This is a genomic window from Aeromonas aquatilis (genome assembly GCF_054052405.1).
On sequence record NZ_JBSTYP010000037.1, the window covers coordinates 13,984 to 31,336 of the forward strand.

Annotated in this window: 19 protein-coding genes, 1 tRNA gene and 1 riboswitch; of the genes, 6 read left to right on the plus strand and 14 right to left on the minus strand. The window is 57.4% G+C overall.

The annotated features are described in order from the left end of the window. Positions 1-52: 52 nt before the first annotated feature. The 3 genes from ACW5W8_RS15225 (at position 53) to ACW5W8_RS15235 (ending at position 3,672) form a co-directional block, all read left to right on the plus strand. The gene (locus ACW5W8_RS15225; protein WP_108542680.1) at positions 53-235 is read left to right on the plus strand and encodes a hypothetical protein; all 183 of its coding nucleotides are present in this window, start codon (positions 53-55) and stop codon (positions 233-235) included. A gap of 153 nt (positions 236-388) precedes the next feature. Continuing rightward, entirely contained in the window at positions 389-2,938 is a 2,550-nt protein-coding gene (gene mprF / locus ACW5W8_RS15230; protein ID WP_498628530.1) for a bifunctional lysylphosphatidylglycerol flippase/synthetase MprF, read from the plus strand. A gap of 11 nt (positions 2,939-2,949) precedes the next feature. Continuing rightward, on the plus strand, positions 2,950-3,672 hold the full coding sequence (locus tag ACW5W8_RS15235) for an AcvB/VirJ family lysyl-phosphatidylglycerol hydrolase (protein ID WP_498628531.1): 723 nt from the start codon (positions 2,950-2,952) through the stop codon (positions 3,670-3,672). 292 nt (positions 3,673-3,964) lie between these two features. Here ACW5W8_RS15235 and ACW5W8_RS15240 read toward each other — a convergent pair. After that, positions 3,965-4,052: transfer RNA gene (locus ACW5W8_RS15240), tRNA-Ser, on the minus strand. A 134-nt stretch (positions 4,053-4,186) separates the two neighbouring features. Then, on the minus strand, positions 4,187-4,642 hold the full coding sequence (locus ACW5W8_RS15245) for a type III secretion system chaperone family protein (protein WP_005337119.1): 456 nt from the start codon (positions 4,640-4,642) through the stop codon (positions 4,187-4,189). Positions 4,643-4,800: 158 nt separating this feature from the next. Between ACW5W8_RS15245 and ACW5W8_RS15250 the strand changes: the two genes are divergently transcribed. Then, entirely contained in the window at positions 4,801-6,138 is a 1,338-nt protein-coding gene (locus tag ACW5W8_RS15250) for a flavohemoglobin expression-modulating QEGLA motif protein (RefSeq protein WP_498628532.1), read from the plus strand. Positions 6,139-6,218: 80 nt separating this feature from the next. On the opposite strand, the gene ACW5W8_RS15255 is transcribed toward ACW5W8_RS15250, so the two are convergent. Both ACW5W8_RS15255 and ACW5W8_RS15260 read right to left on the minus strand, forming a co-directional pair. Then, positions 6,219-6,800, minus strand: coding sequence for a thymidine kinase (locus tag ACW5W8_RS15255; RefSeq protein ID WP_005351181.1), 582 nt, complete (start codon positions 6,798-6,800; stop codon positions 6,219-6,221). Positions 6,801-6,891: 91 nt separating this feature from the next. Next, positions 6,892-8,472, minus strand: a complete 1,581-nt coding sequence (locus ACW5W8_RS15260) for a Na+/H+ antiporter NhaC family protein (RefSeq protein ID WP_231721321.1) — start codon at positions 8,470-8,472, stop codon at positions 6,892-6,894. Between the two features lie 88 nt (positions 8,473-8,560). Next, positions 8,561-8,732, minus strand: a riboswitch (Lysine riboswitch). A gap of 303 nt (positions 8,733-9,035) precedes the next feature. Here ACW5W8_RS15260 and ACW5W8_RS15265 point away from each other — a divergent pair. After that, positions 9,036-9,440 carry an H-NS family histone-like protein gene (locus ACW5W8_RS15265; protein WP_498628533.1) on the plus strand — a complete coding sequence of 135 codons (405 nt, stop codon included), beginning with the start codon at positions 9,036-9,038 and terminating at the stop codon, positions 9,438-9,440. 69 nt (positions 9,441-9,509) lie between these two features. On the opposite strand, the gene ACW5W8_RS15270 is transcribed toward ACW5W8_RS15265, so the two are convergent. From ACW5W8_RS15270 to ACW5W8_RS15290, 5 genes are all read right to left on the minus strand, one after another. After that, complete coding sequence (locus ACW5W8_RS15270; RefSeq protein WP_498628534.1) at positions 9,510-10,085, minus strand: cob(I)yrinic acid a,c-diamide adenosyltransferase; 576 nt, start codon at positions 10,083-10,085, stop codon at positions 9,510-9,512. After that, a complete protein-coding gene (locus tag ACW5W8_RS15275; RefSeq protein WP_005337126.1) occupies positions 10,082-10,312 on the minus strand; it encodes a DUF3820 family protein in 231 nt (76 codons plus the stop codon). The genes ACW5W8_RS15270 and ACW5W8_RS15275 overlap by 4 nt, the downstream gene beginning before the upstream one ends. 1 nt (position 10,313) lies before the next feature. After that, positions 10,314-10,985, minus strand: a complete 672-nt coding sequence (gene queE / locus ACW5W8_RS15280) for a 7-carboxy-7-deazaguanine synthase QueE (protein WP_181363593.1) — start codon at positions 10,983-10,985, stop codon at positions 10,314-10,316. A gap of 61 nt (positions 10,986-11,046) precedes the next feature. Further along, positions 11,047-11,754, minus strand: a complete 708-nt coding sequence (gene queC, locus ACW5W8_RS15285; RefSeq protein WP_498628535.1) for a 7-cyano-7-deazaguanine synthase QueC — start codon at positions 11,752-11,754, stop codon at positions 11,047-11,049. 20 nt (positions 11,755-11,774) lie between these two features. Beyond that, positions 11,775-12,398: a tRNA-uridine aminocarboxypropyltransferase gene (locus ACW5W8_RS15290; protein WP_498628536.1), complete on the minus strand. Its 624-nt coding sequence runs from the start codon at positions 12,396-12,398 to the stop codon at positions 11,775-11,777. Between ACW5W8_RS15290 and rrtA the strand changes: the two genes are divergently transcribed. Next, the gene (gene rrtA, locus ACW5W8_RS15295) at positions 12,397-12,990 is read left to right on the plus strand and encodes a rhombosortase (protein ID WP_498628537.1); all 594 of its coding nucleotides are present in this window, start codon (positions 12,397-12,399) and stop codon (positions 12,988-12,990) included. The two genes, ACW5W8_RS15290 and rrtA, sit on opposite strands and share 2 nt — an antisense overlap. On the opposite strand, the gene pyrF is transcribed toward rrtA, so the two are convergent. The 5 genes from pyrF to rpsA all read right to left on the minus strand — a co-directional run bounded on the left by pyrF (position 12,965) and on the right by rpsA (position 17,351). Next, positions 12,965-13,666 (minus strand): orotidine-5'-phosphate decarboxylase, encoded by a 702-nt coding sequence (pyrF, locus tag ACW5W8_RS15300; protein WP_498628538.1) that lies wholly within the window; start codon positions 13,664-13,666, stop codon positions 12,965-12,967. The two genes, rrtA and pyrF, sit on opposite strands and share 26 nt — an antisense overlap. Positions 13,667-13,684: 18 nt before the next feature. Continuing rightward, complete coding sequence (gene lapB / locus ACW5W8_RS15305) at positions 13,685-14,851, minus strand: lipopolysaccharide assembly protein LapB (RefSeq protein ID WP_498628539.1); 1,167 nt, start codon at positions 14,849-14,851, stop codon at positions 13,685-13,687. A 9-nt stretch (positions 14,852-14,860) separates the two neighbouring features. Further along, positions 14,861-15,145 (minus strand): LapA family protein, encoded by a 285-nt coding sequence (locus tag ACW5W8_RS15310; protein ID WP_005337143.1) that lies wholly within the window; start codon positions 15,143-15,145, stop codon positions 14,861-14,863. Positions 15,146-15,303: 158 nt separating this feature from the next. Then, positions 15,304-15,588: an integration host factor subunit beta gene (gene ihfB, locus ACW5W8_RS15315; RefSeq protein WP_498628540.1), complete on the minus strand. Its 285-nt coding sequence runs from the start codon at positions 15,586-15,588 to the stop codon at positions 15,304-15,306. A 92-nt stretch (positions 15,589-15,680) separates the two neighbouring features. Continuing rightward, the gene (gene rpsA / locus ACW5W8_RS15320) at positions 15,681-17,351 is read right to left on the minus strand and encodes a 30S ribosomal protein S1 (RefSeq protein WP_042013223.1); all 1,671 of its coding nucleotides are present in this window, start codon (positions 17,349-17,351) and stop codon (positions 15,681-15,683) included. Positions 17,352-17,353 lie beyond the last annotated feature (2 nt).

A 17,353-nucleotide genomic window follows, 5' to 3' on the forward strand; every position in this document is an offset into this window, starting at 1 on the left:
TGACTGTCATGGAGAACGCTCCATAACATCAACCCGAATAAGGAAATTGAACATGAAAAAGATCATTCCCCTGACCCTGGCTGCCGTCTTCGCCCTCACCTCCGGTTTCACCATGGCGGCCACCCCGACCAAGACAGCCACACCGCAGGCGACCCAGACCAAGGTGGTGAAAAAACACCATAAAGCCACCCACGCCAAGACCCCTACCGTCAAAGTCGCGCCGAAAACCAAGTGATCCAACCGGTCACTGGATAACACAGAGGGAGGCTGACGCCTCCCTTTCCATCTCTTCCCGAAATTTTCCTGACGAGCGCCTCCCTCGTCCAAACCGGATCCACGACCCGGCTCCCACTTTGCGGGAAACGGTCAATGACCACAGGAACATGGCATGTGGCGTCATCTCGTTAAATGGTTAGGCCCCTTATGCAGCTTGCTGCTGCTGGGCACCGCACTGACCGTGCTGTATCACCTGACCCATTCATGGCACTGGCACGATATTCGTATCGCCATCTGGTCACAACCGCTGCCCACCCTGGCTGGCGCCCTGCTGCTGACCCTGCTCAGTTATGGCCTGCTCTGCGGCTATGACATGCTGGCGCTGCACGCGCTGGGCAAACGCCTCCCCTGGCAGCAGGTGGGTGTCACCTCCTTTATCGCCTACACCTTCTCTAACACCCTGGGATTTGCCCTGCTGACCGGCACCTCGGTACGCTATCGCCTCTACTCCGCACTGGGGCTCACCACCGGAGAAGTGGCCCGCGTGGTGCTGTTCTGCTCCATCGCCTTTTTCCTCGGCCTGCTGGCGTGGGGAGGTAGCGCCCTACTGACCTGCGATGCATCACAGTTGCTGCCTGACTGGCCGCAGTGGGCTGATACCCTGCTCAGGCTGGCGGGTGTGATGGCACTGCTGTTGGTGGCCAGCTACCTCTGCTGGCCAGCCCCACGCCTCTCTTGGCGAACACACACCCTGACCCTGCCCGGCTTCAAGGTTCGTCTGTTGCAACTGCTGGTCGCCCTGGCGGACTGGATGGCCGCCGCCGCCGTGCTGTTTGTGCTGCTACCCGCAGATAGCGTCCCCTACCCCGTGCTCCTCAGTGCCTTCGTACTGGCCAGCTTCCTCGGGGTGCTGGCCCACGTGCCGGGCGGGATCGGGGTGTTCGAAGCGAGCATGAGCCTGCTGCTGGCCCACTACCTGCCGGCCGACAAGCTGCTCGCCTCGCTGCTGCTCTACCGCTGCATCTATTACGTACTGCCATTCCTCTGCGCCCTGCTGCTCTTTACCAGCCAAGAGATGTTGCAACAAAAAGCGCGCTGGCAGCGGTTGCAGGGGATAATGAGCGCCATTCAGGAGTTTCTGCCCGCCCTGATCAGCGTCGGTACCTTTGCCACCGGCAGCCTGCTGCTCTGCTCGGGCATGATCCCGACCATGCGCAGCCACATCGAGGTGTGGCTGCAGGTGCTGCCGCTCCACCTGCTCGAGCTCTCCCACGTGCTCGGCAGTGTGAGCGGTATCCTCCTGATCCTGCTGGCTCGCAGCCTCTATCGCCGTCACGACGCCGCGTTTCGCATCACCCAGCTGCTGCTGGCACTGGGGATCGCCTTCTCGCTGCTCAAGGGGGGAGACTGGGAGTCAGCCCTGCTGCTCGGCAGCTTCCTGCTCATCATGACCCCCTGCCGCTCTCTCTTCTATCGCAAGGGGTCCCTGCTCTATCCCCAGTACACCCCGGGCTGGCTCATTTCAGTCGGCGCCGTGCTGCTGGGAGCCCTGTGGCTGCTGCTCTTCTCATACCGTCAGGTGGAGTATGACCACGCCCTCTGGTTCCACTTCTCGCCCCACGGCGGGGCTGCCCGCGGCCTGCGAGCCATGGGGAGCGTGGTGGCCGTGCTGGCCGTGGCCGGGGTTGCCCAGCTGCTTGCACCGCTGCGCGTAGTCGGTGAAAAGCCGGACAAGGAGACGCTGGCGCGCGCTCACGAGCTGGTGGTGCGCGAAGGGGGGACCCACGGCTATCTGGCCCAGTTGCAGGACAAGTCCCTGCTGTTCCACCCCGCCGGCGACGCCTTCCTGATGTATGGCATCGAGGGCAATAGCTGGATTGTGATGGGGGATCCGGTCGGTCGCCCGGAGCAGATCGAAGAGCTGCTCTGGCAATTTCGCGAGCGGTGCGACGAGCACGACGCCAATCCGGTTTTCTATCAGGTCTCGGCCCGCTATCTGCCACTCTATCTGGAGCTGGGGCTGATCCCCTTCAAGCTTGGTGAAGAGGCGATGGTGGATCTGGCTACCTTCGATCTGGCGGGCAGTCGGTTGCGCAACCTGCGCCAGAGCCACGCCAAGGGCAAACGGGAAGGGTTGACCTTCGAGGTGGTCGAGGCAGGCGCCGTGGCTCCCCTGATGGCCAGGTTACAGACCGTCTCCGATACCTGGCAGCAGAGCAAGATGGGCAAGGAGAAGGGCTTCTCGGTCGGCCGGTTTGCTCCCGACTACCTAACCCTAAGCCCGGCTGCACTGGTGCGCCACGAGGGGCAGATCGTCGGCTTTGCCAACCTCTGGGTAAGCGACAACAAGGAGAGCCTCTCCATCGATCTGATGCGCTACAGCCTTGATAGCGGCACCGCTCCCATCATGGATTTTTTGTTTGTCGAGCTACTGCTATGGGGCAAAGCGCAGGGGTACGCCCGCTTCAATCTGGGGATGGCCCCCATGTCCGGTTTCAATGACCACCCGCTCGGCAGCTACTGGGATCGCCTTGGCAACACCCTGTTCGTGCGTGGCAGCCGCTTTTACAACTTTCAGGGGCTTCGCCGTTACAAAGAGAAGTTCTCGCCCGACTGGGAACCCCGCTACCTGCTCTGCAGCAGCAAGCTGGTACTACCCAGAACCCTGACTCACCTGATCACCCTGATTAGCCGCGGCCCGCTGGGGCTGATCAAGAAATAGGAGCATGGCCAATGAGAGCCTTGATATTGCTGTTACTCAGTCTCGTACTGCCCGTTTCATCTTTTGCGGCGCACGCCGCCCCGGTCAAGGATGACCTGAGCCTGATTGAGCTGCCGGTCAAGCAGCGATCCGATGCTCCCATGGTGATCTTTCTCAGCGGCGATGGTGGCTGGGCGGCCCTCGACAAGGGGTTGAGCGCCCAGTTTCAGCTGCACGGCATGCCGGTCGTGGGCTGGAGCTCCCTCACCTACTACTGGAAGAAGAAAACCCCGGAGCAGGTGACCGCCGATCTGGAGCGGATCCTCGATGATTATCAGGCTCGCTGGCAGCGCCCCCGCTGGCTGCTGGTCGGCTTCTCGTTTGGTGCCGAGATTGTCCCCTTCGTCATCAACCGGTTGCCGGAGCACTATCGTCAGGGACTGGTCGGGGCCGTGATGCTCTCCCCCTCCACCAGCTCGGATTTCGAGATCCACGTTAGCGACATGCTGACCCACAAGGCGCGCAGCTATCCGACCGAGCCGCAGGTGAAGACCATCCGCGATCTGCCGATGCTCTGCCTGCAAGGTGCCGATGATGATGACGACGACCGCCTCTGCCCCCGTCTCAACCAACCCAACGTCACCAGTGTCACCCTGCCGGGAGGACACCATTTTGACGATAACTACCCCCAGCTCTATCAGGCCATCACCAAGCATCTGAACCTGCCCCCGGATCCGCTGACTGTGGAGCATTAACCGGTATCACCACGGAATGCCTTTTAAGTACCGAGCAGGGCAAATCAGCGAGCAATGAAAAGGGCCTCTCTTGCGAGAGGCCCTTGTACTGAATCGGGTGGAAACTTTAAAAGGATCGACCAATGGGTTGGCCGTGGCGTCAAAGTCACCGAGGCTTTTCACTGCGATTGCCCAAGCGGTTCAGCCAGATGCGGGGCTATCAACAATGAGGGTTTGCACTCCTATGCTGACAACCGCTCGGGATTGCGCCATAAAACTAAAGCCCTGATGTTTCCATCAGGGCTTTGCAATTTGGCGGTGAGGGAGGGATTCGAACCCTCGATACGTTGCCGTATACACACTTTCCAGGCGTGCTCCTTCAGCCACTCGGACACCTCACCAAATTTTTGTCTGTGGTTTAACGTGTTCAGCCAACACTGTGTTCGCTGCGCTGTCGCGCTGGAACGGGGCGTAATTTAGGGGAAAGCCCCGCCCGCGTCAACGGCTTTTTTCACCTGGCGAACCGTTCGAACACTTAATGCACAGATTCCGGTGCAACCTGGATTTCCGGCAGGTTGAGGAAGCCGGAACGTTCACATTCTGCAACCAGTTCGTGGGTGGCGGCGATGGTGCTTTGCACGAACAGCAGGAACTGCTCAACGCTGAGTCCGGCCTTGGTAAAGACGGTGTGGCCGACCACCAGCCGCGGCAGGTTGTCATCGATGATATCGAGGAACACCTTGAGGGAGGGGTACTGCATATTGAGTCGGCCCAGTTCGGCAACCAGCGGCAGCATTGCGGAGGGGCGCACTTCCAGCTCGGAGGAGAACAGCAGGCCTTCCTCTTCCACGAAGATCCGGCTCTCCTGAATACCATCGACCGACTGCAAAGAGACAATGTGGATACCGTGACACTGGTCGCAGACATAGTGCTCGATACGAGCCTGTTGCAACCAACGCATTATCATTTCGGAGCTGGGGATATTCATCATTTCCACGACAAGATTGGGATCAAGGGGCTCAGTCTAAACCAATTTGCTATCAACAAAAAGCACGCCAACCCGATAACCCTGCGGCTCGCTTTTTTTTGGCAAGCGCTATGCATATACTCAGCCAAATCCACGATGACGCTTGCCCCACAGGGGGCCCCATGACTATCCAAGAAAAGTATCGCCTTCATCTGAAATCACTCTCGGATGAGCTGCTCACCCTGCAAAAACCCATCCGCATTCTGGATGCCATCAAATGGCCACGCCATCTGCAGGATCGCTTTCTGGCAAGCGGTGGCAGGGAGCTGCCCGCTATCGACAGACACTTCTATGATGCCCTCCCCCTCGGCTTCGATCCCCGCAACAAGTATCTGGAGCTCAAGGAGCTGCGGGAGCGGATCCGCAGAAAACTGGGGCCACAGGACGATCTTGGCCGGATCCTGCAAGAGACGGTCGATCAGTACATGGTGGTGATCGAGATGCTGCGCCAGCGCGGCCAACCCGATTTTCAGCGTTACAGCCAGCTGCTCTATGGCTCTGCCAACGATCACCTGCGCGGGGATCGCAAGACTCTCAAGGAGCTGGGCTCCCGCCTGTGCGACATCTTCTCCCTGCCCGGCGCCCGCCATCTGGTGCGCCCCTACCCCAAGGAGTTCGAGGGGGAAGCGGCAGTGACCAAATTGCAGGGCAAGCTGTCGAGCTATTTCAGTGACGGCACCGTGCAAGTGAAGCTGAGCGATGGCATCGTGTCGGACGCCGCGGCCGGCGGCGATTACATCAAGCTCAACTCCCACGCCCGCTTCTCCGAGCTCGACTTGCAGGTGCTGGAGGTACATGAGGGGTGGGTTCATGTCGGCACCACCCTCAACGGTCGCCAGCAGCCCTATGCCACCTGGCTGAGCGCCGGTTCACCGCGGATCACCGCCTGTCAGGAGGGGCTGGCGGTATTGATAGAGACCCTCACCTTCAGCTCCTTTCCGGATCGGGCCAAGCGTATCTCCGATCGGGTGATGGCCATCGACATGGCCGAGCGCGGCGCCGATTTTCTCGAGGTGTTTCAGCACTTCGTGCGGCAGGGCACCAGCGAGCACGACGCCTACAAGATCACCCTGCGGGTCTTTCGTGGCGGCATGGTGGGCGGCGGCGCCTGCTTTACCAAGGATCTCTCCTATGTGAGGGGTTATGTGGAGACGGTCAACTTCATCCGCAGCGCCGTACTGGAAGGGGTGCCCGAAATCCTGCCGATGCTGTTTGTCGGCAAGGTGACACTGGATGACATTCCGGTGCTCTATCAGCACTATCTGGAGGGGCTGATCGCCGCTCCCCGCTATTTGCCGCCGATGTTTCGCGATCTCACCGGCCTCTATGTCTGGTTCGGTTTTGCCTCCGGCATGTCACTGGTGGATATCGGCCGGGTACAGCACCATTTTCGCCAGCTGTTTCAACGCCTGCCGGTGGCCGACCCCATCATTGCGCCGGCGGATATCGAGATCGACTGAACCACAGCGATACAAGTTGGAGAAAATAAAAAGGGCGCCAGATTGGCGCCCTGCTCGACGATTCAAATATCGCAGCCGACTTACTTGTAGGCCCGACCTTCCAGATAGTGCTTGCGGCAAAGCGACACATAGCGATCGTTACCACCGATCTCTACCTGCTCGCCATCGCGCATCACCTGCCCCGCTTCATTGACCCGGGAGTTCATATGCGCCTTGTTGCCACACCAGCAGATGCTCTTCAGCTCTTCAAACTTGTCAGCCAGACAGAGCAGATGGTAGGAACCGGGGAACAGCTCGCCGCGAAAATCGGTCTTGAGGCCATAGGCCATCACCGGAATATCCTGCTCATCGACGATGCGGGCCAGCTGGTAGACCTGCTCACGGGTCAAGAACTGGGCCTCGTCCACGATAAAGACATCGATATGTTTCTTCGCATGGCGCGCTTTCACCATTTCAAACAGATCACAGCTATCGCTAAACACGTCCACCTTCAGTTCAAGGCCAACCCGGGCACTGATCACCCCGACCCCGAAACGGTCATCGATGGCTGGCGTCATCGCCAGAGGATGCATGCCCCGCTCCAGATAGTTGAAGTGCGCCTGAATGAGCTGGGTGGATTTGCCTGAATTCATGGTGGCAAATTTGTAGTGCAGTGAAGCCATGATACTGTTCCGAAACTGAATTTATGGGGCGCATGCTAACCAAAGCCCCTGACAAAACCAAGGGGCCCGCGGGCCCCTTGCTCTATAAATGTTACGCGGTGGCCAGCTCTGGCCGCGCTTTGGCCTTTTTCAGGTGATAGCTGGTAAAGAGCACAAACCAGAGGGCGCTGACGCTGAAACCGGCCAGGCTGGAGTGCATCAAGCCCATTGCCAGGTAACCGATGGCCGCACCGAAGGCAATGGCCAGCGCATAGGGCAGCTGGGTCATCACGTGATCGATGTGATGGCAGCCGGCACCGGTGGCAGAGAGGATGCTGGTGCTGGAGATGGGTGAGCTGTGATCCCCGAACACCGAGCCAGCCAGTACCGCAGCCAGCATCGGCAGCATCAGGCTGATGTCGCTGGCGGCGGCCATGTCACCGGCCAGCGGCAGCATGATGCCGAAGGTACCCCAACTGGTGCCGGTAGCAAACGCCATGGCACAGGAGAGGATAAAGACCACGGCGGGCAGCACTTCAATAGGCAGGTTACCGTTAGCCAGCGAAGCCAGATACTTGCCGGTCTCAACGTCGCGCACCACGGCACCGATAGTCCAGGCAAACAGCAGGATGTTGATGGCTGGCAGCATGGCCATGACGCCTTGCGGAGCGGCCTTGATCCAGTTCTTGGCACCCAGCTTCAGGCGCATCGCCAGACCGATGGAGACCACCAGACTGCACAGGGCACCGTAGACCAGCGAAGAGCCGACGTTGGTATTTTCGAACGAGCCGAGCACGCTGAATGGCAGCCCTTTCTCGCTCAGCACCGCAGCACCGGAATCAATCATGAAATAGATGGTGGCGGCGGTCAGGGTCAGGATCGGCAGTACCATATCGATCATGCCGCCGTTGCTCTCTTCCGGGCTCTCCATATCCAGACCGATGGGGCGGCCCTTGGACTCATCCCACAGCTTGCCTTCCAGCGCCCACGCTTCGTGTTGACGCATCGGGCCGATATCCAGCTGACAGGCGATCACCACCAGCACCATGATGAGGGTAAAGACGGCGTAGAGGTTCATCGGGATCATCTCGACAAACGCCGCGATGGGGCTCTGTTCGGTCAGACCGTGGGCCGCCATGATGCCGCCAACCAGAGCGATGATATAGGCGCCCCAGGAAGAGATTGGCATCAGCACGCAGACCGGCGCCGCGGTGGAGTCCAGCAGATAGGCCAGTTTGGCACGGGAGATCTGGAAGCGGTCGGTGACCGGACGGCAGATGGCCCCCACCGACAGGCTGTGGAAGAAGTCATCGATAAAGAAGGCAAACACCATCATGCCAGTCAGAGCTTTGGCGCCCTTGCGGGTCTTGGCACGACGCTCGGCCCACTCGGCAAAGGCACGGGTCGCCCCGGAGACGCTCATCAGGCTGATGAGGCCACCCAGCAGCAGCATAAACAGGATCATGTTGACGTTGTCACGATTGAGCGCGCCATCGACCCAGAAGATCTTGAGCACGGTATTCAACATGTAATGCAGGGATTCGAGGGGCGAAAACTGATTGAGCAGCAGACTGCCGGTGACTATGCCCACACCAAGGGACAACAGTACGCGGCGGGTCAGGATCGCCAACGCGACAGCTAACAGGGGGGGAAGAACAGACCAACCGGAGTCGGCGAAATGACTAATGTCCATGATCTCTTTGCACCTAAAGATTACAGGTGGAGATCTACCGAGAGGATCTAAAGAAACAAAACCTATGGGGAGGTCATACTCCTCAGCCCCTTCAGGTAGCGCTCCATAGTGGATGACTATGGCAGTCCTGCACCTATTAGATGCAGAACCAGCAGCCCGGTATGATGGCCTGGCCACTTCGGCGCTGACTCCTTTCCTTGTGCATCACAGGCATCACCCTCCGCACAAATACTCATAGGCAGCGCGCCTCTACTTAAAGGTATTCGCCAGACATTTTATCGAGATGGCAGCTTATAGCAAGTTTTTTGATTAAATAGTCACGATAAACATATCAAGGTCGAAAAATGGTAGTCAAATGATGCAATAACGCCAGCTTTGACGCTATTTTCACCTACTGCGGCTTCATTGGCGTCCAATTACCAAGCCCTATTGCTGGCCATATTAAATATCTGTATTGATGATCTCCACGGATATAATATTTAACACAGCTTGACTTATCTAAATCGCCACGCAAGAATCAGCGGGAACATAATATTTTTCTCTGACTCGACGTGGTAACTCCTATGAATGAATTTTTAAAGGTACTGCTTAATATCCGCAGTCTGCGTGCGACCTGCCGCGAACTTCCTCTGGAACAACTGGAAGAGGCACTGGAAAAATTCTCTTCTATCGTTGCCGAACGTCAGCAGGATGAAGCTGCCGAGCGTCAGGCCCGTGAAGAGCATCTGCGGAAAATTAACGAATATAGCGAAATGCTGAAAGCCGCCGGTATTGACCCGGCAGAATTGGTAAGCGCTGTCGCTACCAACCCCGGCAAATCAGAAAAAGCCAAGCGGGCGCCACGGCCTGCCAAATATCGCTATCAGGATAATGGCGTAGAGAAAACCTGGACCGGCCAGGGCCGTATGCCTTCGGCTATTGCCAGCGCAGTGGCAGCAGGCAAATCACTGGAAGACTTTGCTATCTGATCTCAATCTCGTTGCTAATAAAAAACCTCGCCAAGGCGAGGTTTTTTATTGCCGCTTAAATGTGACATATCAGATAGCCGATTGCGGGCGATCTGCTGCCTTGACCCACAGCACTTCACGATCCCCTGCCACGCAGATGAGATAGCGGGCAACGGTAAAGAACCAGTCACTCATCCGGTTCAGATAGGGCAGCACCTCGGGATTGACCCGCTCTTCCCGGCTCAATGTCAGCAGCAAGCGCTCGCAATGACGCACCAGAGTACGCACCACATGTGCTTGCGCCGCGGCACGGGAACCACCGGGCAATATAAATTGGCGCAGCGGCGGCAATGGCTCACTATAACGATCTATCTGCTGTTCAAGGCGAGTGGTCCAGGCGGCATTAACTTGCCAAATTGATTCATTCTGGGCGCCGCTGGAGAATGCCAACTCGCCTCCCAGATCAAACAACTCCTGTTGCAACAGCTGTAAATCAGCCAATAAGTAGAGCTCTTGCGACAGGACGTCACAAATCAGCAAGCCAATATGGGAGTTGAGCTCATCGATATAACCGTAGGTCTCGACCCGCAAATGATCCTTGGGCAACTGGATACCATCGGCCAGCCGGGTCATGCCCTTGTCGCCCTGCCTCGTATATATTCTCATACCGACATCCTGTTAATAATGGGAATAATCATGGACTCGAGTCCATTGAGTTTGATTTCGTAAGCCAACGCCAGCGTCTGGCCCAATTTACCCGCCGGAAAACCGCTGCGCGCCATCCACACCAGATAGGGCTCGGGAATATCGATGATACGCCGCCCCTGATATTTACCGTAAGGCATCTTGTTAGTCAGGGTCAGCAGTACCTGTTCGTCGGATAGCCAATCCATATTAATCGATATCCAGATATTTATGAGTCTGGATTGAGAGTCGCCAGTTACGCGCGATACAGGTATCCATCGCCAATTGGGTGGCCCGTGGTTTCTGGCTGATCGGCTGCAAGGCAATGACCACGTCCGGGCGCAGGGTAGCGGTAGCGAGCAGCGCATCCAGCTCTTCAATATGGTGCTCGGTGGCCACCGGATGCTTGATCTCGTTGGCACGCTCCAGCGCCGAGACCAGCACAGGCAGCCCCCCTTTCATACCGATCTTGGGGGAGACTGTTACCCAGGTCTGCTCATGAGTCTTGATCTCGCTGGTGCCACTGGTTTCAATCTGCACCCGATAACCCGCCGCCAGCAGGGCTGACGAGAGTTCGTGCAGATCGTAGAGGCAGGGTTCCCCACCGGTGATCACCACATGGCGCGCCTGATAACCCAGATCGGTAAAGCTCTTGATAATCTGCGCGGTGCTGAGTTGGCTCCAGCAATCGGATTCGTTGGAGCGATCCAGCACCGCCGCCTTGCCCACTTCACGAGCCGGATCAACAACCCAGGTATGACGGGTATCGCACCAGGGGCAGCCCACCGGGCAACCCTGCAGGCGAACAAAGATGGCGGGCAGGCCGGTAAAGATGCCCTCCCCCTGGATGGTCTGGAAAATCTCGTTGATTGGGTAGTGCATCTCGATCACGGCTTGTTGCAAAAGTCGCGGATTATACCCCAAGCCACGGCAAGACGCAGGCTCACTCTGCGCTTTTCTCGCCCAGCCCGGTTTTCTCAAACAGTCTGGCCATGATGCCCGACTTGTCGGCCAGATAGTTGTTCAGACCGCGACGGCGCAGTTCACACGCAGGACACGTGCCGCAACCGTCACCGGCAATGCCGTTGTAGCAGGTCAGGGTCTGCTGGCGCACCGTGTCGAGGTGACCATAGTGATCCGCTAGTGCCCAGGTCTCGGCCTTGTCGAGCCACATCAGGGGAGTTTCAAAACGGATGCCGCGATCCAGCCCCAGCGACACCGCCTGATTGAGGGCCTTGACGAACTCGTCACGGCAATCGGGATAGCCGGAGAAGTCGGTCTCGCACACACCGGTGATCACCGCTTCGGCGCCCACCTGATAGGCATAGATGGAGGCCAGGGTCAGGAACAGAATATTGCGGCCCGGCACGAAGGTGTTGGGCAGCCCGTTATCCTGCAGCTCGCAACTGACAGGAATGTCGTCACGGGTCAGGGCAGAGACCGCCAGCTCATTGAGCAGCGTCACATCCATCACCTTGTGGGCGGCAATCCCCAGTGCACTGCCCAGACGGCGCGCGGTGTCGATCTCTTCCCGATGGCGCTGGCCATAGTCGAAGGTGATGGCGTGCACTTCATCATACTGGGCCAATGCCTGCACCAGACAAGTAGTGCTGTCCTGACCGCCGCTGAAAACCACGACTGCTTTTTTCATCTTGATAACTCCTTGAATTGTCACGCGCGGCGGCCTTCGGCAAAGTCCTGCCACTGGGTATTCAACCGATTGAACAGGGTCAGCAAGGGCGCATAGCGCTCCGGCCTCCCCTCCCACCGGGACAAGAGGTGATAGCCCGCCTCTATGGTAGAGAGGGCATCGGGAAAGGGTTTCTTGCGAATGGCATATTGACCGGCAATGGCACCAATGCCGATACGGGGCAAACGGACCAGTGCCGGGTTGCTCTGCAACATGCGATAGGCTTTGCGCCAGGTGCCGTCTAACAAGATAAAAGCGACGGATGCGGAGCCAGAGGATTCACTCTCCCACTGTTGGCGAAGATCGGTCAGCGAAATGGCATCCTCATCCGGCCAGAGTAGATAGCTGCGACGGGAAGGGTCTGCGAGCAACCCATTGAGCCACTCATCGCGGGAAAAGTCCTCCCCCACATGGATCTCGCACTGTTGCAAAGAGGCCGCCAGCAGCGCCGCAGTCCCCTTGGGATGTGCCATCTCGTTGGGGTGCTGCAAGATGTAGAGGGGCGTATGATTGTCAACCGGCACAATATAATCGCACAAGCAGGCTTTGAGGGCTCGGGTGCAACGTGTACAGTATCGACTGTTCTTGTCGTTGGACTGTTTCATGTTGTCAGACAAATCTGGATTGCTCTGGGTTATCACGCTCTCTCTCACCAGCTTGCTACTCTTCTTTACCGTTCCCAATCTTCAGCTCTCCTTCGATCGGCCCTTGATCGCTGGGGGCGAAGGGTGGCGGATCATAACAGGCAATCTGGCTCATACCAATCTGTGGCACCTGCAGCTCAATCTGGGCGGCCTCGCCATCCTCTATAGCCTGTTTCGCGACTATCTGGGTGGGGCTCGCCTGCCGCTGCTGATGTTGCTGCTCTGGTTGGCAGTGGGCTTGGGGATCTGGTGGTGGTGCCCGCAGACCCAGTGGTACATGGGGCTATCCGGCTCGCTGCATGGTCTGTTTGTCTGGGGGGCAATGCAGGATATTCGCCACGGACGCCGCACATCGGGCTGGCTACTGCTAGCGGGGATGGGGCTCAAGCTGGCGATGGACTTCTACAACGCAGGAGAGAGCCCGATCGCCACCCTGATCAATGCCAGGATACATATCGAGTCTCATCTTATCGGAGCTGGTGCAGGCCTGTTGCTCGGCCTGCACCGTGTATCACTGAGTGAGCCTGTTACGCACCAGCCAGCTCGGCATTGATGCTGGCCAGCATGGCGGCCGGATCGGCAGCCTGCGTAATGGGGCGACCGATAACCAGATAATCGGAACCCGCCTCGACCGCCGCTTTGGGTGTCATCACCCGGCGCTGATCCCCGGCCGCTGAACCGGTCGGGCGAATACCCGGGGTCACCAGCTTGAAATCTTCGCCCAGCAAGGCTTTCAACTCATGGGCCTCGTTGGCAGAGCAGACAACCCCATCCAAGCCGGATGCCTTGGTTAAGGTAGCCAGCCGGATCACCTGCTCGGCAGGGCTCACATCCAGACCAAGAGGGATCATGTCGGACTGCTCCATGCTGGTCAGCACGGTCACCCCGATCAACAATGGCGCCTTGTCGCCATAAGGCAGCAGCGCCTCTTTGGCGGCACGCATCATCCGCTCACCACCACTGGCATGCACGTTGACCATCCAGACACCGAGCTCGGCACTGGCTGCCACGGCTTTGGCAACGGTATTGGGAATATCGTGAAATTTCAGATCCAGAAAGACATCGAATCCCTTGGCCACCAGCTGGCGTACAAACTGCGGGCCAAACAAGGTAAACATCTCCTTGCCTACCTTGAGACGGCACTGGGCCGGAGAGATACGTTCAACGAACACTAAGGCATCTGCCTCGTGCTGATAATCCAGCGCTACCAGTACTTTGGGATCTTGCATCTCACATCCTATTGCTTGTTATTCACCGTCCAGACCACGGATCGGTTTGATGGAACCCCACTGGCGACAAGACGGGCACTGCCAGAACAGCGAGTGAGTGGCAAAGCCGCACTGCCGACACTTGTGGGTTGACTTGATTTTGATCTGCTCGCCAACCAGCTGTTGCAGCAGTTCGAGACTCTCCTTGGCAGGCCCCTCCTCCGCACTGGCCAGCTGAAAACCCACCAGCTGGTAAAAACCTTTCATCGATGGATGACGACGCAGCTGACGCAGCACCAGCGAACGGGCATGGCTCAGGCCATCACGCTCTTCAACCAGCTTGGCAAGGGCCAGGGTCACGCTGACGCCGGCGTGATCTTCCACTGCCTTCTCAAGCAGCGGGATCAATGCGGGCGTGCGGCCCAACTGCTGATAGCACTCGAGCAATTTGGGCATCGCCTCGGAGGCAAAGTCGATATCCTGCTCGAACACCCGCAGCAACTCCTTGCTGGCCTGCTCATACTCTCCATCTGCCATGGCGAGCTCAGCGAGGCGCAAACTGGCCCGGGCACAGGCCGGATTGATACCGAGCGCCCGTTTGAGCTTGGCCAGCCCCTCCCCTTTATTGCCCTCACGCAGCGCGATTTCAGCTTGCTCGCAATAGAAATGGGAGATGGGGTCGGCCAGCTTCTTGCCCTGGAATTTTTGCAGACGCACCGCCACATCGATGGCCTTATCCCAATCCCGCAACTGCTGATGGATGATCAACAGCTGTGCCAGCGCCGTCTCTTCATAGTCGCTGTCGTCACACAGCTCATTCCAGAGCGCTTCCGCCCGGTCCAGCAGACCGGCAGCAAGAAAGTCGCGCGCAAGCTCCTGCAGGGCAAGTTGTCGCTGCTCCCGGGTCAGTTGGCGGGTTACCAGGTTCTGGTGGATCTTGATGGCACGATCGACCTCCCCACGCTGGCGAAACAGGTTGCCGAGGGAGAGGTGTGTTTCGATGGTTTCACTGTCCACCTCAAGCAGCTGGATAAAGAGATCCACCGCCTTGTCGGATTCATCGGACAGCAAATAGTTGAGGCCCGCCACATACTGGCGGGAAAACTGGTTACTCTGTTTTTGGGTGTCCTGGCGAACACTCCTGCGACCCATGTACCAACCATAACCGGCGGCGATGGGCAACAGCAGGAAAAGCAGTTCAAGCATTGAGGAACATTATTCCTTACCCGGTGACCGGGCCAGCTCCAACTCGCGGGATTGACGACGCATGGTGCGGTTGAGGGTACGGTTTTGCATTTTCAGGCGCAGGAACAGCAGGCCAAATACCAGCCAACCCAGCAAAAAACCGCCAGCGAAGAAGAAGCCCAATAACATGGCAAGCGAAAACTCACCCTGAGCAATCAGGTAATTGAACTGAACCAGTTGACCATTTTGTGAGCCCAGCGCCAGGGTCAGAACAAACACCAGCACCAGCGGAATGAGGGCCAAAATACGCTTCATAAGAGCTCCCTGTCAGTATCTAATGAGAGGCTGATTATCCTTAAAATCGCAGGCAGACTCTAGAGTGAATGGGGAAAGAGTTTAAGAAACAAGACGATTGGCACAGGAATCGGCGCCAAAAACAAAAAAGGCATACCCGAGGTATGCCCATTTCTGCATCATTCAACGATGTTGACGCGCTCGCGCAACTCTTTGCCAGGTTTGAAGTGCGGGACATATTTCCCGGTCAGTTCAACCTTGTCCCCCGTCTTGGGGTTGCGGCCCACACGGGGCGCACGATAGTGCAGTGAAAAACTGCCAAATCCGCGGATTTCAATCCGGTCGCCGTTTTGCAAGGTCGACGCCATCTGCTCAAGGATTTCCTTGATGGCGGCTTCGACATCCTTGGCCGGCATATGCATGCGGCTGGATGCCAGTTGTTCGATGAGATCTGATTTGGTCATAACGTTAAATCTCCTTCCCCGATCACATGCAATATTCATTTTGCCAGGATAAAAAAGGGCGGCGCAATGCCGCCCTTTTCTTGCATCAAGGATTACTCACCCTTGGCGGCTTTGAACGCTTCCATCATAGCATTGCTGAACACAACTTCTTCTTGTTGGTTCAGGCTATCGATAGCAACACGCTCATCAGCCTCGTCCTTAGCACGGACAGACAGGCTTACGGTGCGGTTCTTACGATCAACGCCCATGAATTTAGCTTCTACTTCGTCACCAACAGACAGCACCAGAGTGGCGTCTTCTACGCGGTCACGAGCAGCGTCGGAGGCACGCAGGTAGCCTTCTACGCCGTCAGCCAGTTCGATAACGGCACCTTTGGCATCAACCTCGGTAACCTTACCCTTCACGATAGCACCTTTCTTGTTGTCAGCCAGGTACTTGTTGAACGGGTCTTCTTCGATCTGCTTGACACCCAGGGAGATGCGCTCACGCTCCGGATCCACTTGCAGAACAACGGCTTCGATCTCGTCGCCTTTCTTGAATTCACGCACGGCTTCTTCGCCCTGGTTGTTCCAGGAGATGTCAGACAGGTGAACCAGGCCGTCGATGCCGCCATCCAGACCGATGAAGATACCGAAGTCAGTGATGGACTTGATCTTGCCGGAAACACGGTCGCCTTTGGCGTGAGTTTCGGCAAACAGCTGCCACGGGTTGGATTTGCACTGCTTCAGACCCAGGGAGATACGACGACGCTCTTCGTCGATGTCCAGAACCATCACGTCAACCACGTCGCCAACGTTAACAACTTTGGACGGGTGGATGTTCTTGTTGGTCCAATCCATCTCGGATACGTGTACCAGGCCTTCAACGCCTTCTTCGATTTCAACGAAGCAGCCGTAGTCGGTCAGGTTGGTCACGCGGCCAGACAGACGGGTGGTCTCTGGGTAACGCTTGGCGATAGCAACCCAGGGATCTTCGCCCAGCTGCTTCAGACCCAGGGATACACGGGTACGCTCGCGGTCGAACTTCAGAACCTTGACAGCGATCTCGTCGCCAACGTTGACGATTTCGGAAGGATGCTTAACGCGCTTCCACGCCATGTCGGTGATGTGCAGCAGGCCGTCAACACCGCCCAGATCTACGAATGCACCGTAGTCGGTCAGGTTCTTGACGATACCCTTAACTTCTTGACCTTCTTGCAGGTTAGCCAGCAGGCTTTCACGCTCGGAGGTGTTCTCGGTCTCGATCACGGCACGACGGGAAACAACAACGTTGTTGCGCTTCTGGTCCAGCTTGATGACTTTGAACTCGAGTTCTTTGTTTTCCAGGTGAGCGGTGTCACGGATCGGACGCACGTCAACCAGAGAACCCGGCAGGAAGGCACGGATGCCGTTCAGTTCAACGGTGAAACCACCCTTGACCTTGCCGTTGATGATACCGATAACGGTAGCTTGCTCTTCGTAAGCCTTCTCAAGCTGCAGCCAGGCTTCGTGGCGCTTGGCTTTTTCGCGGGACAGCTTGGTTTCGCCGAAACCATCTTCGATAGAGTCCAGAGCCACGTCAACGGTGTCGCCGACGTTGATTTCCAGCTCGCCCATGGCGTTCTTGAATTCTTCAGCCGGGATAGCTGACTCGGATTTCAGACCAGCGTCAACCAGTACAAAACCGTTCTCGATAGCAACGACAGTACCCTTGACGATGGAACCTTGACGGGTTTCAACGGCGTTCAGGGACTCTTCAAAGAGTTGAGCAAAAGATTCGATCATTG